At 38.9% G+C, this 18,234-nt stretch carries 16 protein-coding genes and 1 riboswitch; of the genes, 3 read left to right on the top strand and 13 right to left on the bottom strand.

Annotated elements, in window-relative coordinates; genetic code table 11:
- Nucleotides 1-694: 694 nt before the first annotated feature.
- From ACFE6N_RS19690 to ACFE6N_RS19660, 7 genes are all read right to left on the bottom strand, one after another.
- Complete coding sequence (locus tag ACFE6N_RS19690; RefSeq protein ID WP_145854226.1) at nt 695-1,033, bottom strand: Dabb family protein; 339 nt, start codon at nt 1,031-1,033, stop codon at nt 695-697.
- Between the two features lie 99 nt (nt 1,034-1,132).
- On the bottom strand, nt 1,133-1,624 hold the full coding sequence (locus tag ACFE6N_RS19685) for a YMGG-like glycine zipper-containing protein (RefSeq protein ID WP_090987439.1): 492 nt from the start codon (nt 1,622-1,624) through the stop codon (nt 1,133-1,135).
- A 133-nt stretch (nt 1,625-1,757) separates the two neighbouring features.
- Nucleotides 1,758-2,480 carry a diphthine--ammonia ligase gene (locus ACFE6N_RS19680; protein ID WP_378939289.1) on the bottom strand — a complete coding sequence of 241 codons (723 nt, stop codon included), beginning with the start codon at nt 2,478-2,480 and terminating at the stop codon, nt 1,758-1,760.
- Nucleotides 2,473-3,156 (bottom strand): Sir2 family NAD-dependent protein deacetylase, encoded by a 684-nt coding sequence (locus ACFE6N_RS19675; RefSeq protein ID WP_378939287.1) that lies wholly within the window; start codon nt 3,154-3,156, stop codon nt 2,473-2,475. The genes ACFE6N_RS19680 and ACFE6N_RS19675 overlap by 8 nt, the downstream gene beginning before the upstream one ends.
- 7 nt (nt 3,157-3,163) lie before the next feature.
- Nucleotides 3,164-4,105 (bottom strand): ABC transporter substrate-binding protein, encoded by a 942-nt coding sequence (locus ACFE6N_RS19670; protein ID WP_378939285.1) that lies wholly within the window; start codon nt 4,103-4,105, stop codon nt 3,164-3,166.
- Between the two features lie 126 nt (nt 4,106-4,231).
- A complete protein-coding gene (locus tag ACFE6N_RS19665; RefSeq protein WP_378939283.1) occupies nt 4,232-4,822 on the bottom strand; it encodes a DUF6580 family putative transport protein in 591 nt (196 codons plus the stop codon).
- 40 nt (nt 4,823-4,862) lie between these two features.
- Complete coding sequence (locus tag ACFE6N_RS19660; protein ID WP_378939281.1) at nt 4,863-6,731, bottom strand: TonB-dependent receptor plug domain-containing protein; 1,869 nt, start codon at nt 6,729-6,731, stop codon at nt 4,863-4,865.
- A 97-nt stretch (nt 6,732-6,828) separates the two neighbouring features.
- A riboswitch (cobalamin riboswitch) is annotated at nt 6,829-7,024 on the bottom strand.
- 272 nt (nt 7,025-7,296) lie between these two features.
- On the opposite strand from ACFE6N_RS19660, the gene ACFE6N_RS19655 reads away from it, so the two are divergent.
- A complete protein-coding gene (locus tag ACFE6N_RS19655; protein WP_090987265.1) occupies nt 7,297-8,700 on the top strand; it encodes a sigma-54 dependent transcriptional regulator in 1,404 nt (467 codons plus the stop codon).
- 178 nt (nt 8,701-8,878) lie between these two features.
- Here ACFE6N_RS19655 and ACFE6N_RS19650 read toward each other — a convergent pair whose 3' ends face one another.
- The 5 genes from ACFE6N_RS19650 to gatB all read right to left on the bottom strand — a co-directional run bounded on the left by ACFE6N_RS19650 (nt 8,879) and on the right by gatB (nt 15,069).
- Nucleotides 8,879-10,669 (bottom strand): chloride channel protein, encoded by a 1,791-nt coding sequence (locus tag ACFE6N_RS19650; protein WP_378939278.1) that lies wholly within the window; start codon nt 10,667-10,669, stop codon nt 8,879-8,881.
- A gap of 76 nt (nt 10,670-10,745) precedes the next feature.
- Nucleotides 10,746-11,468, bottom strand: coding sequence for an RluA family pseudouridine synthase (locus ACFE6N_RS19645; RefSeq protein WP_378939276.1), 723 nt, complete (start codon nt 11,466-11,468; stop codon nt 10,746-10,748).
- 232 nt (nt 11,469-11,700) lie between these two features.
- The gene (locus ACFE6N_RS19640) at nt 11,701-12,390 is read right to left on the bottom strand and encodes a response regulator transcription factor (RefSeq protein WP_090987272.1); all 690 of its coding nucleotides are present in this window, start codon (nt 12,388-12,390) and stop codon (nt 11,701-11,703) included.
- Between the two features lie 103 nt (nt 12,391-12,493).
- On the bottom strand, nt 12,494-13,606 hold the full coding sequence (locus ACFE6N_RS19635; protein WP_145861497.1) for a TlpA disulfide reductase family protein: 1,113 nt from the start codon (nt 13,604-13,606) through the stop codon (nt 12,494-12,496).
- On the bottom strand, nt 13,606-15,069 hold the full coding sequence (gene gatB, locus ACFE6N_RS19630; protein WP_378939273.1) for an Asp-tRNA(Asn)/Glu-tRNA(Gln) amidotransferase subunit GatB: 1,464 nt from the start codon (nt 15,067-15,069) through the stop codon (nt 13,606-13,608). Before gatB ends, ACFE6N_RS19635 begins: the two co-directional genes overlap by 1 nt.
- Before the next feature lie 216 nt (nt 15,070-15,285).
- Between gatB and ACFE6N_RS19625 the strand changes: the two genes are divergently transcribed.
- Nucleotides 15,286-16,794 (top strand): bifunctional GNAT family N-acetyltransferase/carbon-nitrogen hydrolase family protein, encoded by a 1,509-nt coding sequence (locus ACFE6N_RS19625; RefSeq protein WP_090987279.1) that lies wholly within the window; start codon nt 15,286-15,288, stop codon nt 16,792-16,794.
- A gap of 79 nt (nt 16,795-16,873) precedes the next feature.
- Here the strand turns inward: ACFE6N_RS19625 and ACFE6N_RS19620 are convergent, their stop codons facing one another.
- Nucleotides 16,874-17,080 carry a hypothetical protein gene (locus ACFE6N_RS19620; RefSeq protein ID WP_090987441.1) on the bottom strand — a complete coding sequence of 69 codons (207 nt, stop codon included), beginning with the start codon at nt 17,078-17,080 and terminating at the stop codon, nt 16,874-16,876.
- Nucleotides 17,081-17,217: 137 nt separating this feature from the next.
- On the opposite strand from ACFE6N_RS19620, the gene queG reads away from it, so the two are divergent.
- Nucleotides 17,218-18,153 (top strand): tRNA epoxyqueuosine(34) reductase QueG, encoded by a 936-nt coding sequence (gene queG / locus ACFE6N_RS19615; RefSeq protein ID WP_378939270.1) that lies wholly within the window; start codon nt 17,218-17,220, stop codon nt 18,151-18,153.
- Nucleotides 18,154-18,234: the final 81 nt, after the last annotated feature.

The raw sequence follows: 18,234 nt of genomic DNA, 5'->3' as shown, positions 1-18,234 counted from the left end.
TTTCGTCTTTCCGCAACAAGGACCTAAGTTCTTCTGACGTGTAGTTCTTTATTGTTAATGCGTTCTTGCTCATGTAAGCAAGTTACATTTTTTTATTTATTTGTAAAAATATATTAGACTTTATATATGTATAGTTCATCGATTGGAATGCAATGGAACGGAGAAATTTAATTGATAAATTTTCCGCTGCCGTCAAAATCTCGAATTGTGAAATGAAAGTAACCGAAGCATTGCCTTAATCCAGCCTCTCCTCTATCACGATCGGTAATCGGTTACTTCAGTCCAAAGATCTTGAAACGAGTTCAGGATGACGATTCCAGGGGAAATTACCGTGCTGTTGGATTTTACTATCCGACAGTTAAACTCGAATTTTCTGAGCGTCAGATGGCGGCATCTGATACCACAAATATTTTAGTCTAAAGATCCTGAAACAAGTTCAGGATTGACGACAGTTGGGATCCTACAGCACCGACGTACTTTCGACCGCAGTGCCTGCTGCATGCACAGACAGCCGTTTCGATGCGTTTCAGTCGAAATGACAATCCATCTGTACTTGTCTCATTATATTTTTTTGTTTTTCTAAACCTGACTTCACGGTATAGCCAGGTTGTACATCACTAAATCTGTGGTGACCTGTATACATCTGTGGTTAAACAGTAGATTTATCGTTTGGAACAGAAATAAAAAATGGGTTTTAAACAGAAACTACCGTATCATGCACCACTACCCTGTACCAGTTTTTAGAAAATTTTTCTACCGCATCTAAATGTATTTTATCCTCCTGGTAGGCATTATGATCTGCAATGTTCGCAAAGGTAATGGTAAGTGAATAAGTAAAAGAGTTATCTGTAACCGGACGTACAGGTGTATTGGCCGCCAGCCCATAACTTAATGTTTTAATGTATTTAATTGGCTTTAAGCTTTCGAAAAAATTAGCAAAATCAGCAATTTCATTTTTGGTTAATTGTGGTTTTAACCAAAACATCACAAAATGCTGAATCTGACCTTTATCTGCAGTAGTATGATCTGTCATAACGAATTTTATTTTTTGCAATATAGAAATGATTTTTTGGTGTACAAAAAAAGCGTTACGATTTTGAATCGCAACGCTTCAGATATGATTGAAACCTTCTTAGTTTTGTACTCGTCCGGATTTTTTATCTTCACCTCTACCGATCAGGTAACCACCGCCAGCACCAACCAAACCACCAATAATAGCACCTCTTCCTTTTTTCTTATCAATTAAAGCACCACCAACTGCACCAGCAGCACCTCCAATTACAGCGCCCTTAGCCGCATCACTCCAGCCTTTTTTCTTTGCAGTTGGCTGTGTACCGCCATAAGCACTGGTTGAGCTTCCGCCAGAACTGGCATATGATCTTCTGGCGCTGGTACTTGATCTTCTTGCAGCTGCCAATTCCGCCTGGTGTTGGGCTTCTTTCTCTTTTTCTACCCTGGCCACTTCAGCTTTTTTAAAGCTGTCCAGGCGTAAGCTATCTTTTACGGCTTTAATGGCTAATTGTTTTTCTGCTTCCTGCTGTTTCAATGCAGCTTCTTCTTTTGCTTTGTTATTACAAGCAAACATAACAGAACTTAATGCGATTACTACCAATATCCTTTTCATAATTTTTAATTTTAGCATGACGCTCGTTTAGCTACCTAACCTCACTAAAATGAGTTTCATTTGTGATATATGATTTAGTTAATTATCACTACTAAAGAAAAAATGATGCCAAAATGTTTTGCAAATCAAAAAATTAGTCAACCAGATCGACATACCAGAAGCCTGAAAGTGCAGGTTTGGCACAAGAATCATCATCCTCTGACGTAGTTTTTGCAGGTGAATTGTATGTCCTGAATACCTGTTCACCAACTGAAAAATCAACTTTTGCTTTAAAGATTGGGCCCTCAAAGGCAAAAGTATGGAACTCGCCGTTTTCCCCACAGGGATCAATTTCTGGCGGGAGCTGATCAATTAAGTCTTCAGTAATTATTTTCCCACATAGGTCTTTTAGATTATGCCGGGTACAGACAATGATGGTTTTATAGTTCAGATTGATAAATTCACTGATCAAAGCTCTGGTATCTTTATACCAAAGTGGAAATATGGCCTTCATGCCAATTTCAGACAGCCTGCTTTCCCGGTATTTACGCAGATCTTCGAGAAAAATATCTCCGAAAATAGCATATGAAATTCCTTCTGATTTAAATTTGTCCAGATGAATACGCATGGTATTGTCGTAAGTTTCCATATCCGGCATTTCACCCAAACGTATCTGATATAAAGGAATGCCAATACTTTCAGCCTGCTTAATGAGCAAATTTTCCCTTACTCCATGCATTGAAACTCGATTATATTGCGCTGTGACAGTGGTAACCAGATAACGGATTTCGAGCGTTGGATCTTGGAGAGCGTAATGTAATGCCAGCGTACTATCTTTACCACCACTCCAGTTAAAAATGCAGATTTTTTTATCCATTTTTTAAAATGCTTTTTAGCTGCTCCATTCCATTCACTGCATTTTGTTCAATGGTTATTACGTTTTGATAGCGCTTCACGTCCGGAGTTTTGGGATCGATGATATATTTTTTGACTTGACGCGGTACGAAATCGATAAGTCCGGCTGCAGGATAAACCGCCAATGAAGTACCGATCAGCACAAATAAATCAGCCTTCCCGCAAATTTTAGCTGCAACCTCAATCATCGGTACAACTTCACCAAACCACACTACATGGGGCCTCAGTTGTGACCCGAATTCACACAATTCGCCCATTTTTATTTCTGAACCTGTAACGGGATAGGTTAAATGAGGTTTAAGGTCGGACTGCGACCGGGTAATCACGCCATGGAGGTGAGTAACCTTGGTTGAACCCGCTCTTTCGTGCAGATCGTCGATATTCTGAGTAATGATTTCAACATCAAATTCGTTTTCGAGTTCGGCCAGCAACTGGTGCGCACGGTTGGGCTTTGCCGCTAAAACCTGCTTTCTTCTTTCGTTATAAAATTCCTGCACCAATTCCGGATTCCTTTCCCAGGCCTCGGGTGTGGCTACGTCATATATATTATAACCTTCCCATAAACCGTCGGCATCCCTAAAGGTTTTTAATCCACTTTCGGCACTGATTCCTGCGCCTGTTAACACGACTAACCTCATATAATGATTAAACAGATTGTGGCGATCGAACAAGTCGGGCGTAATTGATAAATTTATCTGCAATATTTTTATCAGCCTTAAAAATTTCAGGATGAAACATACAAGCTAGCGCCTCAATACCTTCAACCAAAGTACCAATACTTGGCTGAGTGAACATGTCAAAATCGGCAATGTAAACCTGGCTGTTTTTTACTGCACCCAGATTATTCCAATTTGGTTTTGAAGTAAGGAGTGGCATTTCTTCCAGGCTTCTTTTTTGGTCGAAACCACATGGTGCAATTACCAGAACCTCAGGATTGTATTTTAATATTTTTTCCCATGACGTAACAATAGAGTCTCCCGCAGGGTTCGAAAGCATATCAACACCACCAGCTGCAGCAATCTGAAAAGGAATCCAATGTCCGCAATTATAGATCGGTTCGATCCATTCCATCAGCATCACCCGTTTTAATGGTGATTTATTTGCACGTAGTCGATCCAGAATCTGATCGGTTCTCTGCTGTAAACCTGCCAGATAACTAAAAGCAACTTCTTCCTTTCCCAAAGCCCTGGCAATGGTAACCGCACATTCGAAAACATCCTGCAGATTATTTGGCGAAAGCGGAACCAGCGTTGGCTGCTTGGTCAGTTTCATTACAGCCGTTTCGGTACAAACCGTGTCGATGTTACAAACTTCGCAGATGTCCTGTGTAAAAATCACATCAGGTGCTATGCTTTCTAAAAGGGCATCGTCTACCCAATAAAGACTTTTCCCCTGCGCTTTGGATGCCGAAAAAATCCTGTCGATTTCTATACTGGAATAGTTTTTACCTTCCAAAATACACCTTACGATTTTCGGTTGTTCGGCCGCCTCTTTCGGGCATTCAAAGGTTACCCCATGCAGGTAATCCTGAAGGCCCATATCATAAATCATTTTCGTAGCAGCGGGTAAAAAGGAAACAACTTTCATTTAATGTAAGATGTAAAAGGTAAAATGTAATTAGCTATCTAAGATAAAAAAAATCCCCTTCTGAACTAAATCAAAAGAGGATTTCTGTTTATTTTTCGATTGGTTGCTGAGCTACCAAATCAATTACTATGACTTTTGCATTTGCAATTTTAATACCGGATATTTTGCTTTTAAGATCTCAAAAGCCCCGAAAAGTATAGCACCATAAATTACTGTTCCTTCTAAAAATCTGATTTCGAATGGAATAGCTTTTACCAGGCAGCTCCAGTAACCAGCTAAATCCTGAGTATATGCAGGATTGTTAATCCAAACACCTAAGTCGGTAACCAACCAGTGAATTAGCACAATGCTCAATGTTGAAGCCAATAAATTTACCACATTTATGTTCTTAAGCAGCATTCTGCCTATCAACACCATCAAAGCAAATGCAATGTATGTCCAGTACCAGCCTTCGTAAAGAAAACCGTTACTGTATTTACTAAAAATAGTGATTGACAAAATGAAATCGCTTAAAAACAAACTCAGTATAGGAAATGCGAAAGCTTTTAGGTGATCTTTAAAATAGGCGCCTCCAAACAAAGCCACCGCTCCGATTGATGAAAAATTGGCAAACTGTAATTCATCAGAGTTGAATGTTACCAGCAAACGGAAAGCCGTTATGGCAAGGATCATCAACAGCAATATTAAAGTGCGGGGATTAAATTTTAAATGAGCCATTTTATTTTGGTTATTATTTAAGGTGCAAAGGTAAATTTTATTAGTGTATATTAAAAATTACCCCTGTATTAAAGTTGAAACCTAAACTATTGTAACCAATAATCTCGTTGTAGTTTTTATTCAGGATATTTTTTGCATCGAAAAACAGTTTTACACGTTTTTTAGCCAATGCATATTCTGCATAGGCATTTAACAATTGATAAGCAGGTAGATTATCAACAGTATAAGTCGCAAAATTACCGTCAGTACGTTTACCGAAATAGCGGAAATTAGCGCTCACATATAAATTACGGGTAGCCTGTGCACCTGCCGTGATACCAAATGTATGCTTTGGCCTGCGGAAAAGATAGTCGGCAATGGCATTATCCACAAAGTTGAATTCATTACCTTCTACATAAGCATAATAACCGTTGATATTAAACACACTGAATTTAGCAGCCGGTTCAATCTCAAAGCCTTTTGTTTTCTGACTCACCTGGTTTATATATCCGTTAGGGTAAGCATAAATGATTGCATCTGTTAAATCACGTTTATAACCTGCCAGGCGCAAGCTGAACTGATCATCTGCAAAGCTAAGGTTAACTCCAGCTTCATAATTCTGCGATTTTTCTGGTTTTAAAGCCAGGTTAGCACCAAACTGACCAAAAAGCATGTTTAAGGTAGGTACTTTAAATGCTGTTGAAACCGTTCCGAATAGTTTTATTTCCTTGATGATATTGATGCTTGGGGTAACTGAATAAGTATAGTTTTCGCCATATTGTTCGTGTTTATTATAACGTCCGCCAACTTCCAGGTTAAATACACTTAAATCGTGTAAGAATAACGATCCATAAGCGGCAAAAATGTTGGTTTCGGGTTTATTCGCGGCTGATGATAATTTCATCACACGGTTATCTATACCCAACAATAAATCCAGTTTACTGCCCAATTTCTGGTTGTAGAATAAATCCAATAACGATGCCCTGCCTTCATTTAGGCTTGGATACTGGCTGTGCGCATCATTCCTGGTGCTTTCAAAGCTGTAGTTTAACGTTACTTTACCGGTAGCAAACTCATATTTAGCATTGGTACCTGTTGCAAAGTTTTTCAGAATAGAATAATTGTTCGCATCCGTAAAGGCACCACCATCGAACTGGTAATTGCCATAATAGTAACGTACAAATGGATTTATAGAAAAATGATTATCCAATTTGATTCCGAAGTTTGCATTCAAGGCGTCGGTTTTAAAACCATCTTTATCAAATACGGATGTATTTCCATTTGGATTAGCTGCTTCAGAAATTCCATCCGTTTTATGATGGGTATAGTTAATATTGTAAGAAAAGCCTTCCACGCCACCGTTTAACCCAATGGTTCCTTTATAGGTTTCATAACTACCTGTACTGGCTACACCATAAATGGTATTTCCTTTTGGGCCACCTTTTTTGGTAATGATATTGATTACCCCTGCAACAGCATCAGAACCATAAATGGTAGACTGACCGCCTCTTAAAATTTCAATGTGATCGATCTGATCAATAGAAATCAACCTTAAATCGAAAGCACCTCCATTTCCTGAAGGATCGTTCTGCACGATACCATCAATTAAAACTATTGAATAAGCACTTCCTGCACCCCTAAAAAAAATCGATTTGTTTAATCCTGGGTTGCTGCTTGCTCCCGCCACAATAATTCCGGCCTGTTCGCTAATCAGTTCCGGCAATGATTTACCATTACTGCGTTCCAACACTTCCCGACTGATAATGGTGACCACTTTTCCGGTCTGTGATTGTTTCTGGTCGTTTTTTGTTGCAGAAATGACAACATCTTTGAGCTGCAAACTATCTTGAGTTTGCGCATTGGCCACCTGGCCGATCATTAACTGCGCGAGCCCTAGCCCGGCTACAGTTAGCATACATTTTTTGTTCATTTGATTGTGAGTTTTGCCCACAGCCAACAGATCAGAAAAGGAAATGAAAATACGAACAACGTTGATATCTCAATCCTAGCTTCAATCCCCGAAAGCTATGAAATTAATCGCTCAAGGCAGGTCTTCTGACTTACTCCCGGTTTTCCGGCCTTCCCATCCCTACATATCGGGACAGTGGCAAATTGATTGAAAATCCGTTAAGGAGCTTACAGCTGCGGGACAGTTACAGATTTACACTGTATTCCCTTTTAATCCCGGGTGTAAGACCGGGAACCAAAAGCGCCGCAAAAGTAATAAAATTAACCAATATGCAAAAGGATGTATAAATACTATTTTAACTAACAATTATCCTTGTGTTTGCTGAATGAAAAGTCGTTTTTAGAAAGTGAATTAATGTTCAGGAAATATGCATTACCGACCGGAATAAATATTTAGAAGATTATTTCTGATGAGATTAAAACTTTTCAGCTCAATTTAGGTTTTATAGCCTATTATTGTATAAAAAACTATACATTAATTAAAAAACAATATATTCGCATTTTAAAAATTAAAGAATACATCTCTAATGGCTAAATTATTAATAATTGACGATGAGCGGGCAATAAGGAGTACCTTACGTGAAATTCTGGAGTATGAAAATTACGATGTTGAAGATATAGATAATGGTATCGACGGCCTCGAAATGATCAAAAAAGGAAATTTCGATTTGGTTCTTTGCGATATCAAAATGAATAAGATGGATGGTATGGAAGTGCTGGAGCAGGCACAGATCATTAAACCAGACCTGCCTTTTATTATGATATCCGGTCACGGTACAGTTGAAACTGCCATTGAAGCCAGCAAAAAAGGCGCTTTCGATTTTATTTCGAAACCACCTGATTTAAATCGCTTATTAATTACCGTACGAAACGGTTTAGACCGTGGAAATTTGGTTACCGAAACCAAGGTCCTAAAACGTAAAGCCAGTAAAACCCGGGAAATTTTAGGTGAATCGGAAAGTATTTCTAAAATTAAGGAGACCATTGAGCGTGTTGCGCCAACCGAAGCCCGCGTATTGATTACCGGTGCTAACGGTAGTGGTAAAGAGTTGGTAGCCCGTTGGCTGCACGAAAAATCGAATCGTGCCGATAGCCCTTTAATTGAGGTAAACTGTGCGGCTATCCCATCAGAACTGATAGAAAGTGAGCTGTTTGGACATGAAAAAGGTTCTTTTACTTCTGCGGTTAAGCAACGCATCGGTAAATTTGAACTGGCCAACGGTGGAACGTTATTCTTAGATGAAATTGGCGATATGAGCCTCTCTGCCCAGGCAAAGGTTTTACGTGCCTTACAGGAGCATAAAATTACACGTGTGGGTGGCGAAAAAGAAATTGATGTAAACGTTCGTGTTTTAGCTGCAACCAATAAAGATTTACTGAAAGAAATTGAGGATGGTAACTTCCGTATGGACTTGTATCACCGCTTAAATGTAATCAATATCCATGTGCCGCATTTAACTGAACGTACGGATGATATCCCCGTTATTGCCCAGAGCTTTTTAGAAAGCATTTGCAGCGATTATGGAATGCCTGTTAAAAAAATAAATGAAGGCGGTATGCTGGCCTTGCAAGCTTTACCATGGACAGGTAACGTACGCGAGCTGCACAATATGATTGAACGCCTGATTATTTTGAGCGACAAGGTTATTACCGAAAATGATGTCCGTGCCTTTGCTAATCCGGGGGGTGGTACAAACATTGGTGCTGCAACCAGTACGCAGATTGCGGCTGCAGGAGGTAACGGCCTAGCTTCTTCTTTCGATTCGTTCAATAATTTCCAGGATTATAAAGATTATGCAGAAAGAGAATTCATCAAGTTCAAATTGGAAAAAAACAACTGGAATGTATCAAAAACAGCTGATGAAATTGATATTCAAAGAAGCCATTTATATAGTAAAATAGAAAAGTTTGGTTTGAAAAGAGCGGAATAGCACTAATTAGGTTGAAAAGTTTAAAAGTTGGAATGTTTAAAGGTTATCCGTACAGCATTCCAACGTTTGTTTTCAGGTCCAAGGTTTCAAAAGTAATTTAAAGATTAACCAAGGTAATCATCTTTATAGAACTGATCAACTTTACAACGTTTCACCCCCCCAAACATTAAAACAACGCCTAGCCCATATAATCATTCTGTCTCATCAGCAAAGCCCTGTATTTATTAAAGATTGCTGTTTTAGAAACAAACCCTAAATATTGGTTCTTTATGGTTAACACGGGCAAAATCCACACATTTTCCTGCTCCATTTTTTCCAAAACAGTTTTCAGACCGTCATTTTCGGTAATGGTATTTGGTGCAGTTTGCACCAGATGAGATGCTTTCAGATTTTCCTTTTCGGGATGATTAACCATTTCGTTAAACAGTTCTTCAATATAAATGATCCCTTTAAAATCTCCCACCTCATCCGTAACAGCAATCACATTTTTGTGCGATTGCATAATTTCGTTCATCTTCACCAAAATCAGATCGTTCATCTGCAACTGAGGATAACTTTTCTCAATCAGGTATTTTAGCTTCATCTGGTTCAGAACAGTGGTATCCTTATCTTCATGAGACAGTAACTCTCCTTTATCAGCCAGTGCTTTGGTGTAAATGGAGTGTTTTTGCGAGCTACGGTTGATGGCATAAGAAATAGCAGTGGTAATCATCAATGGCACCATCAACACGTATCCTCCTGTAATTTCTGCAATCAGAAAAATACCTGTCAAAGGAGCATGCATAATAGAACCCAGGGCGGCGGCCATACCAGCTACAATAAAGTTAGATACATTTAACTGTGCTATCCCTGAAAGGTTAACCACGTAAGCAAATATAAAACCGATTAAACCACCCATAATTAAGCTAGGCGCAAACGTACCACCGTTACCACCAGCGCCTAAGGTAACCAGCGTAGCGATTGATTTCATGAAAATGGTTACGATCGTGAACAGTACAACCACAGCCGAAATCGAACTATAATCGGCAAAAATACTATTATTAATAACGGTCTGATAGTCACCTTTTAACAATCCTTTTATGGTGATATATCCCTCACCATATAATGTTGGGAACAGAAAAACCAGCGCGCCCAACATTAAACCGCCTACAATTACCTTCGTATAAGGATGTTTGATTTTGTAGAACAGGCCCTTTACGGCATAGTTTGCTTTTGTAAAATAAATAGAAAACAAACCAATAAAGCAGGCCAATATGACGTAATAAAACAAGGCATCAACCTTCCATCCTACAGTAACCAAAAAGAAAAGTTGTTGAGTGTAAAATAACCTCGCCACTACGGCTGCAGTTGCGGCTGATAATAGCAGTGGTATAAATGCAGGAATTGTAAACTCTGGCAATAAAATTTCGATAGCAAAAACAATGCCCGCCACCGGGCTATTAAAGGCACCTGCAATGCCCGCTGCAGCACCACAGGCTACCAGCATGGTAATTTCGCGATAAGACAAGCCTAATATGCGACCAATATTAGAGCCAATTGCTGATCCGCTGGTTACAATAGGGGCTTCCAGGCCTGTTGAGCCGCCAAAACCAACCGTTACTGCTGCAGTAATAATCTGCGAATAAATATTATGGGCCTCTACCTTACTCGACTTTTTGGAAATGGAATAAAGCAAAGGCGTTAACCCGGTTTCAAATTTCGATTTCCGGATAAAGTATTTGATGTATAAGACTGTAAAGAAAATACCGATCATCGGAAATATAAAATACAGGTAATATTTATATTTCCAGTGCCAATCCGATTGCAGAAATTCTTCGATATGGTGGGTTAAACTTTTTAAAACAGCGGCAGCCAATCCGGCTAAAATTCCAACAATTATGGCGAGAATAACTAAGAAATTACGGTTTGATATTTTAGATTTCCGGTACTGGTTTATCTTATCAAGGTAATTTACGAATCTGATGTACATTCTATTGTTTTTTAGATAGAGGGAGGATGCCCAAAAGTAAGAAAAACAAAGACAGCAGTCAATTTAAAGACTGCTTTTACGCATCAAATTTATCCAATAACTTAACTAAGGTTGCAAAATCTTTTGGATAAGGAGCATCTATAACAATGTCCTGGTTATCTAATCCTTTAAAAACCAAATGCCTGGCATGTAACGCGAAACGTTTCATAATGGGTTGTTCCTCTTCACCTTTGGTTAATTTATAACCTCTCTTAATAGATGAAAGAAAAACAGGTTTACCTCTATACATCTCATCACCTACAATGGCTGCCCTTTGAGTGGCCAGGTGGATACGGATCTGGTGCATACGACCGGTAATGGGTTTACATTCTACCAACGTATAGTGTTTATAGTATTTTAACGAGTTGAAAATAGTTTCAGCTCGTTTACCTTCCACCCTATCAATGGTCACATTTTTATTGCCATCGTTCAGGATTGGCAGATCAACCATTAACTGATCGAAAATAACGTGTCCGTCTACCACCGCATGGTAAGTTTTATTTACCTTTCTTCTTTCGAATTGCATAGAAACATGGCGGTAACCTTCCGGATTTTTGGCAATAATCAACGCACCAGAAGTTTCTTTATCCAAACGGTGACAAACCTGTGCGTCATCGCTATATTGTTTGGCTAAACGCAACACATTGGTCTCTCCAGATCCACCGCGTTCATCAAGCGAGGCTAAAAAAGGAGGTTTATTGATCACGATAAAATCGTTGTCTTCAAAAAGAATAAGGTCTTTAAAATTTGGAAACTTCAAACTGTGCAGTAATTTAATGAAGCGCAAAAATACGATTTATTTTTTTAAGGCGCTCGTCACCCTGAACTTATTTCAGGGTCTTTATGAACAAAGTTGCTGAAATGAATTCAACATGACGATTTTTTTACCTTCATCCTAAACTTGTTTCAGGATCTGATTGAAGCGTTCAAGTAGATAAAAAAGCCGCCCTGAATGTTGATCAGAACGGCTTAATATCGTTAACTTTAATAATTTAAGAAAGTTCAAACTTATAACCTACACCTTTTACAGTTGAAACATAAGTTTCACCTAACTTTTCCCTCAACTTACGGATATGCACATCAATTGTCCTGTTGGTTACCACAACAGAGTCTTCCCATATATTTTTTAGAATCGATTCACGGGTATACACCTTACCAGGTTTTGAAGCCAACAAGTATAAAAGTTCAAACTCTTTTTTGGCCAATATCACTTTGTTACCACCCTGAAAAACCAGATAAGCCTCGCGGTCGATTACTAAGTCGCCAATTTCCAGTTTGTTTTCAGATACTTCTTCTGTGCCGGCATTTCTTCTTAAAATCGCGTTGATCCGGCTAACTAAAGCACGTGGTTTAATCGGTTTTGCGATGTAATCATCGGCACCCACATTAAAACCGGCAATTTCTGAATATTCCTCACTTCTGGCGGTTAAGAAAACCATAAATGTGTTTTTAAATTCAGGTATGGCGCGCATTAAACGGCAAGCCTCAATGCCATCCATTTTAGGCATCATGATATCCAGAATAATCAAATCCGGATGTACTTTCTTCGCAACAGTAATTCCTTCCTGGCCATTGGTAGCTGTGAAAACCTGATAACCTTCTTTTTTAAGATTATATTCAATAAGCTCCAGAATATCTGGTTCATCATCAACAATTAATATTTTCTGACCTGCGTTGTTCATAGTTAAATATTTGTTACGAAAGTAGTATCCATGATGCAATATTTAGTTAAGCCTAAGTTAAGAAATTGTTAATTACTTAAATTAGTTTAACATGGAATTAGTTTTAACGTAACGTTTTGGCTAAAAATGCATCCAGTTCCTCTCCACGCAGGTTTTTGGCCACTATTTTTCCTGCAGGATCAACCAGGTAGGAAGTTGGTATGGCCTGCACCTGGTATTTTTTTACCGTTTCGCCGTTAAAATCCTTTAGTTCCGAAACGTGTGTCCAGGTTAATCCGTCTGCTTTTACCGCACCTAACCATGCAGCTTTGTCGGTATCAAGTGAGATACCAATGATATCAAAGTTCTTATTTTTATACTTATTGTAAACCTTAACAACATTTGGGTTCTCCTGGCGGCAAGGCTGGCACCATGATGCCCAAAAATCGATCAATACGTATTTCCCTTTGTAATCTGATAAGCTTACCGCCTTATTATCTGCTGTATTGATGGTAAATGCAGGGGCAACCTGCCCTACCTGAACGGATTTTAAAAGTGCCATCTGTTTTACAAAAGCATCTACCGTAGCATTACCTTTAATCTCATCTTTTACCTCATCGGCAAATTGCACCAATTCAGCTTCAAACTCCTGCGGACTCAAAGTATTCATGGCATAAAAACTGGCTAGCGTACCCTTATTATCTTTTGCAAACTTTATGATCTGTGTATTCAATTGATTAATGTAAGATTCGTATTGTGGTTTCATCGATTCTAACACGGCTGCCCTATTTTGAGGTTGTGTTGCTACTTTTGCTTCGAAATCTGCCTGCAACTTTTCAACCTGTTTGGCAAAATTGTTTCTAATGGCATTTAGTTCCGACAATTTTTCTACCTCATTTGCCCCTGAAATTTTATAAGCCATATTTTTATCAGCCAAATCAGCTTCCAACTTAATTTCATCGCCGTTTTTTGCAATTAACATGAACTCATGGTTACCTACAGATACCCTGAAGAAATCAACCGATGGCGTTTTGCGAATGAATTTAAATTCACCTTTCTCTGATAGATTGGTTGAATCGATTGCAACCATATTGCTATTTTGCATACCGTACAAAAATACCTTCTTCTCTGTGCCCGGATTCTGGAACTTCCCGTCAATTGTAAAGCTATCTTTAGATTTGCATGCCATGAAAGCAATCGCGATCAGCATGAGCAGGCTCAATTGTTTTATTCTCATTATTTCAGTTTTTCAAGTATTAATTCATTTAATTTTTTAGCATCAGCTTTTCCTTTGGCCAGTTTCATCACATCGCCCACGAATAAACCTAAAACGCCTTTTTTTCCTTTCTTGTACGCTTCCACCTGTTGTGGATATTTATTTAACACTTCATCAATAAATGTATTCAATTCATCTCCGTTTTCAGAAATCAACAGGTTTAGTGATTGTGCCAGATCAATCACTTTTGCATCATCAGCTAATTCAACAGCTGGCAATAATTGTTGTATCGCAATCTGCTGGGTGATTTTTTTATCATCTACCAGGTTGATCGCTTCTGCCAGCTGAGCCGGATTCACCCTGAAATCAGCTATCGTAATCCCTTTTTCATTTAAAACCGCTCTGATTGGGCCGGTTAACCAGTTTATTAAACTTTTTTTGTTTTCAACGGTTGATTGAGCTTGGTTAAAGTAATCTAACAGATCTAAATCTTCAGCAAAAAGTGCAGAATCGGCTTTACTGATCCCAAAATCGGCAACCATCTGTTGTGAAATTTCATTGGGTAACGGCGGCATCAAAGATTTAATTTCGGCCAGCCAATCATCAGAAACATAAATGGGCTGGAGATCGGGATCTGAAAAATAACGGTAATCATTGGCTTCTTCTTTGGTCCGCATCGGGGCGGTGGTTCCTTTGTCGGCATCAAAATTTAAAGTGCTCTGGATAATTATTCCTCCGTTACTGATCACTTCTACCTGGCGGCCAAATTCAAAATCCATTGCTCTCCGCACGTTGCGCATGGAGTTTAAGTTCTTAACCTCACAGCGTGTTCCAAATTCACTGGTACCTTTTGGGCGTATCGAAATATTGGCATCGCAACGCAAACTACCTTCCTCCATATTGCCGTCGCTTACATCTAAATGCCTGACCAGTTTTCTGATTTCACTCAACAAAACGGAAGCTTCTTCTGAACTCCGGATATCGGGTTCAGTCACAATCTCGATCAGCGGTACCCCTGCCCGGTTCAGATCAACCAAAGAATAGTTGTCATCCTGATCATGAATGCTTTTGCCGGCGTCTTCTTCGAGGTGGATTCGATTGATCCCTACTTTTTTCCTGGTACCATCACTCAATTCAAGTTCTAAAAAGCCATTTACGCAGATCGGTTGATTATCTTGAGTAATCTGGTATCCCTTTGGCAAATCGGCATAGAAATAGTTTTTTCTGTCGAAATGGTTGATCTGGTTGATGGTACAATTTAAAGCTAAGCCAATACGGATCGCTTTTGCCACGACCTCTTTGTTTAACTTGGGTAAGGCCCCTGGTAATGCCAGCGAAACTGCAGATATGTTTTGATTAGGTGAAGCCCCGAAAGATGCACTGTCAGCAGAAAATATTTTGGTGTTTGTATTCAACTGAACGTGGATTTCTAATCCAGAAACGAGTTCGAAAGCAGTTTGGGGGCTTGTTTCTTGTAAAGGCATCTAAAGCTTCTTAATATGATAAGTTATAACCAAAGTTTCACAGCTGACACCGCATTAGCGATGGTTAATATGTGCCAAATATAGTCATTATTTAGTTTTTCGTTAAAAAGGCTTGATGTAGAATTTTTCAGGAATTCTTTCCGCCGGAATTTGAGAAAACAAAATCAATCTGAACATTTAAGCCTTTTCTGTGTTCATTAATACAAATCAAACTGTATGAATATTGAATTACGCAAAATAACGCTCGAAGACTATGCCGACCTTAAAGAATCAATGGTACAGGCTTACGACAGTATGGGCGGCTCCATCTGGCCAAAATCAAGCATCGCAAAACTTTTAAATATTTTCCCTGAAGGGCAGCTTTGTATTGCTGTTGATGATAAAGTTGTAGCCTGTTCATTGGCCATTATTGTAAATTATGATGAATATGGAGACCGGCATACCTATAAACTGATTACCGGTGATTATTCTTTTACCACACACGATCCAAATGGCGATACACTTTATGGCATCGAAATCTTTGTGCACCCGGAATACCGGGGATTGCGTTTAGGAAGAAGATTATATGAGGCAAGAAAAGAACTCTGCGAAAGCCTTAATCTTAAAAGTATTATTGCCGGCGGGCGGATCCCTGGTTACCATCAATATGCAGAAAAGTTAAGTCCGAGGCAATACATAGACAAGGTTAAGTCAAAAGAAATTTATGATCCAACACTTACCTTTCAGATTTCCAATGATTTTCACGTTAGAAAAGTATTAAAGAACTATTTGCCCGGAGACAAAGAATCGAAAGAATATGCCACACTGATTGAGTGGAATAATATTTATTATCAGGGTGTTGATGCTTCAGCCCGTTCGGCTATGACCATTCGTTTAGGTTTGGTACAATGGGAAATGCGTTTATTTCCTAATATGGAAGCGTTTTACGAACAGGTAGAGTTTTTCGTGGATGCTTTGAGCGGGTACAAATCGGATTTCGTGATGTTCCCAGAGCTATTTAACACCCCCCTGCTCCAACCCTACAATCATTTACCTGAAATTGAGGCCATGCGCAAGCTTGCCGAAAAAACGGAAGAGATTGTACAGAAAATGCATGAATATTCATTGAGCTATAATACCAATATTATTACGGGCAGTATGCCGCTTATTGAAGATGGCAAACTATATAATGCCACTTACCTCTGCCATCGTACAGGTAAAATAGATGAATACAGAAAAATTCATATTACCCCGAATGAGCAAAAGTATTACGGCATGATTGGTGGCGATAAAGTGCAGGTTTTTGATACCGATTGCGGTAAAGTGGGTATTTTGATCTGTTATGATGTAGAATTTCCAGAACTAAGCCGCATTTATGCCGAACAGGGCATGCAGATTTTATTTGTGCCATTTTTAACTGATACTCAAAATGGTTATACGCGTGTTAGACATTGCGCGCAGGCCAGGGCAATAGAAAATGAGTGTTACGTGGCGATTGCGGGTTGCGTGGGCAATTTACCCAAAGTAAACAATATGGATATCCAGTTTGCCCAATCTGCAGTTTTCACCCCGTCTGATTTCGCTTTTCCAACCAACGCCATCAAAGCAGAAGCCACACAAAATACAGAAATGGTGCTCGTGGTAGACGTTGACTTGCATTTACTAGATGAACTGCACCATTATGGCACGGTTAAAGTGCTGAAAGACAGACGAAAAGACCTTTATCAGGTAAAACTTTTGAAGTAAATATTATGCAATAACAACTATTATAAAAAATGCCGGTCAAATTAATGTACCGGCATTTTTGTTTTTAATCTAAAGCTAATTATTTTCTCATCACAAACCATATGATCAGGCCAATAATTACCGCTATTGGTATCACCCATTTTAATGCCTGGCCGGCACCATTTTCGTCTCTTTCGGTAACCGCGGGTTGTGCTGGTCCTGGATCTTCTTTGTGATTTTCGTAATCTTTTTCTATCGGTTTGGGAGCTGCTCCTGATTCCGTATGTTGTGGATCTATATTTTCCATAGTTAATTTCCTGAAAGCTCTCCTTTTTTGGTTTTTGCCTGCCAAGGATGAACCATAATTAATTAATTTAGTTTCTGCATGTAGAACAAGCGATTATTGAAAATGTTTTAAATCCTAAGCCTTATCTTTGCAAATCGGTGTATAACAATGAAGCAAAATATAGCCAGCTGATTAAAGAAGAAGCCCTCCGTTTGGGCTTTCTATCTTGTGGTATTGCCAAAGCCGAATTTCTTGAAGAGGAAGCGCCGAGATTGGAAAAATGGCTTAATCAGAACCACCACGGCGAAATGAAATACATGGAAAATTATTTCGATAAACGCCTTGACCCCAGATTGCTGGTTGATGGCGCTAAGTCTGTAATTTCCTTATCATTAAACTATTATACGGAAGAAAAACAGTCTGATCCGAACGCACCAAAAATTTCTAAATATGCTTACGGTCAGGATTACCACACGGTTATCAAAGAAAAATTAAAGGAACTCACCCATTTTATTGAAGAAAATATCGGAGAAGTTTCAGGAAGGGCATTTGTAGATTCTGCTCCGGTTTTAGACCGTGCCTGGGCAAAAAAATCGGGCATTGGCTGGATCGGTAAAAATTCTAACCTCATAAGTAAAACAGATGGTTCTTTTTTCTTTTTGGCAGAATTGATAGTCGACCTCGAATTGGGTTATGATCATCCTTACCAGGCTGATTATTGTGGGAGCTGTACACGCTGTTTAGATGCCTGCCCTACTGATGCCATTATTGCTCCACAGGTGGTAGATGGATCTAAATGCATTTCTTATCTCACCATTGAGCTTAAAAACGAAATCCCAAATGAGTTTAAAGATAAGATGAGCAACTGGATGTTTGGCTGTGATATTTGCCAGGATGTTTGCCCATGGAACCGTTTTTCTAAAGCGCACAATGAAGATGCCTTTAAGCCAGAGAATGGATTACTGGATTTGAATACCAAAGACCTGATGGAAATTACGGAGGATGTTTTTAAAAAGGTTTTTAAAGGCTCGCCAGTTAAACGTACCAAGTTTACAGGTTTGAAAAGAAATATCGATTTTTTGAGGAGTAAATAGTTGTAAATCTTTTTTATATTTAATCTTCTGACTGGATCCTTTTGATCGATTGGTTACATCTCAGTCGATTATTGAAAATCT

Origin of the sequence: Pedobacter sp. BG31 (assembly GCF_042464845.1) — a bacterium.
GTDB classification, from domain to species: domain Bacteria; phylum Bacteroidota; class Bacteroidia; order Sphingobacteriales; family Sphingobacteriaceae; genus Pedobacter; species Pedobacter suwonensis.
This window is presented reverse-complemented; position numbering and strand designations above follow the sequence as displayed.

Excerpts from the sequence above, each read along its gene's own strand:
- ACFE6N_RS19690 (WP_145854226.1), bottom strand. The coding sequence starts at position 1,033 with ATGACAGATCATACTACTGCAGATAAAGGTCAGATTCAGCATTTTGTG.
- ACFE6N_RS19685 (WP_090987439.1), bottom strand. The coding sequence starts at position 1,624 with ATGAAAAGGATATTGGTAGTAATCGCATTAAGTTCTGTTATGTTTGCT.
- ACFE6N_RS19680 (WP_378939289.1), bottom strand. The coding sequence starts at position 2,480 with ATGGATAAAAAAATCTGCATTTTTAACTGGAGTGGTGGTAAAGATAGT.
- ACFE6N_RS19675 (WP_378939287.1), bottom strand. The coding sequence starts at position 3,156 with ATGAGGTTAGTCGTGTTAACAGGCGCAGGAATCAGTGCCGAAAGTGGA.
- ACFE6N_RS19670 (WP_378939285.1), bottom strand. The coding sequence starts at position 4,105 with ATGAAAGTTGTTTCCTTTTTACCCGCTGCTACGAAAATGATTTATGAT.
- ACFE6N_RS19665 (WP_378939283.1), bottom strand. The coding sequence starts at position 4,822 with ATGGCTCATTTAAAATTTAATCCCCGCACTTTAATATTGCTGTTGATG.
- ACFE6N_RS19660 (WP_378939281.1), bottom strand. The coding sequence starts at position 6,731 with ATGAACAAAAAATGTATGCTAACTGTAGCCGGGCTAGGGCTCGCGCAG.
- ACFE6N_RS19655 (WP_090987265.1), top strand. The coding sequence starts at position 7,297 with ATGGCTAAATTATTAATAATTGACGATGAGCGGGCAATAAGGAGTACC.
- ACFE6N_RS19650 (WP_378939278.1), bottom strand. The coding sequence starts at position 10,669 with ATGTACATCAGATTCGTAAATTACCTTGATAAGATAAACCAGTACCGG.
- ACFE6N_RS19640 (WP_090987272.1), bottom strand. The coding sequence starts at position 12,390 with ATGAACAACGCAGGTCAGAAAATATTAATTGTTGATGATGAACCAGAT.
- ACFE6N_RS19635 (WP_145861497.1), bottom strand. The coding sequence starts at position 13,606 with ATGAGAATAAAACAATTGAGCCTGCTCATGCTGATCGCGATTGCTTTC.
- gatB (WP_378939273.1), bottom strand. The coding sequence starts at position 15,069 with ATGCCTTTACAAGAAACAAGCCCCCAAACTGCTTTCGAACTCGTTTCT.
- ACFE6N_RS19625 (WP_090987279.1), top strand. The coding sequence starts at position 15,286 with ATGAATATTGAATTACGCAAAATAACGCTCGAAGACTATGCCGACCTT.
- ACFE6N_RS19620 (WP_090987441.1), bottom strand. The coding sequence starts at position 17,080 with ATGGAAAATATAGATCCACAACATACGGAATCAGGAGCAGCTCCCAAA.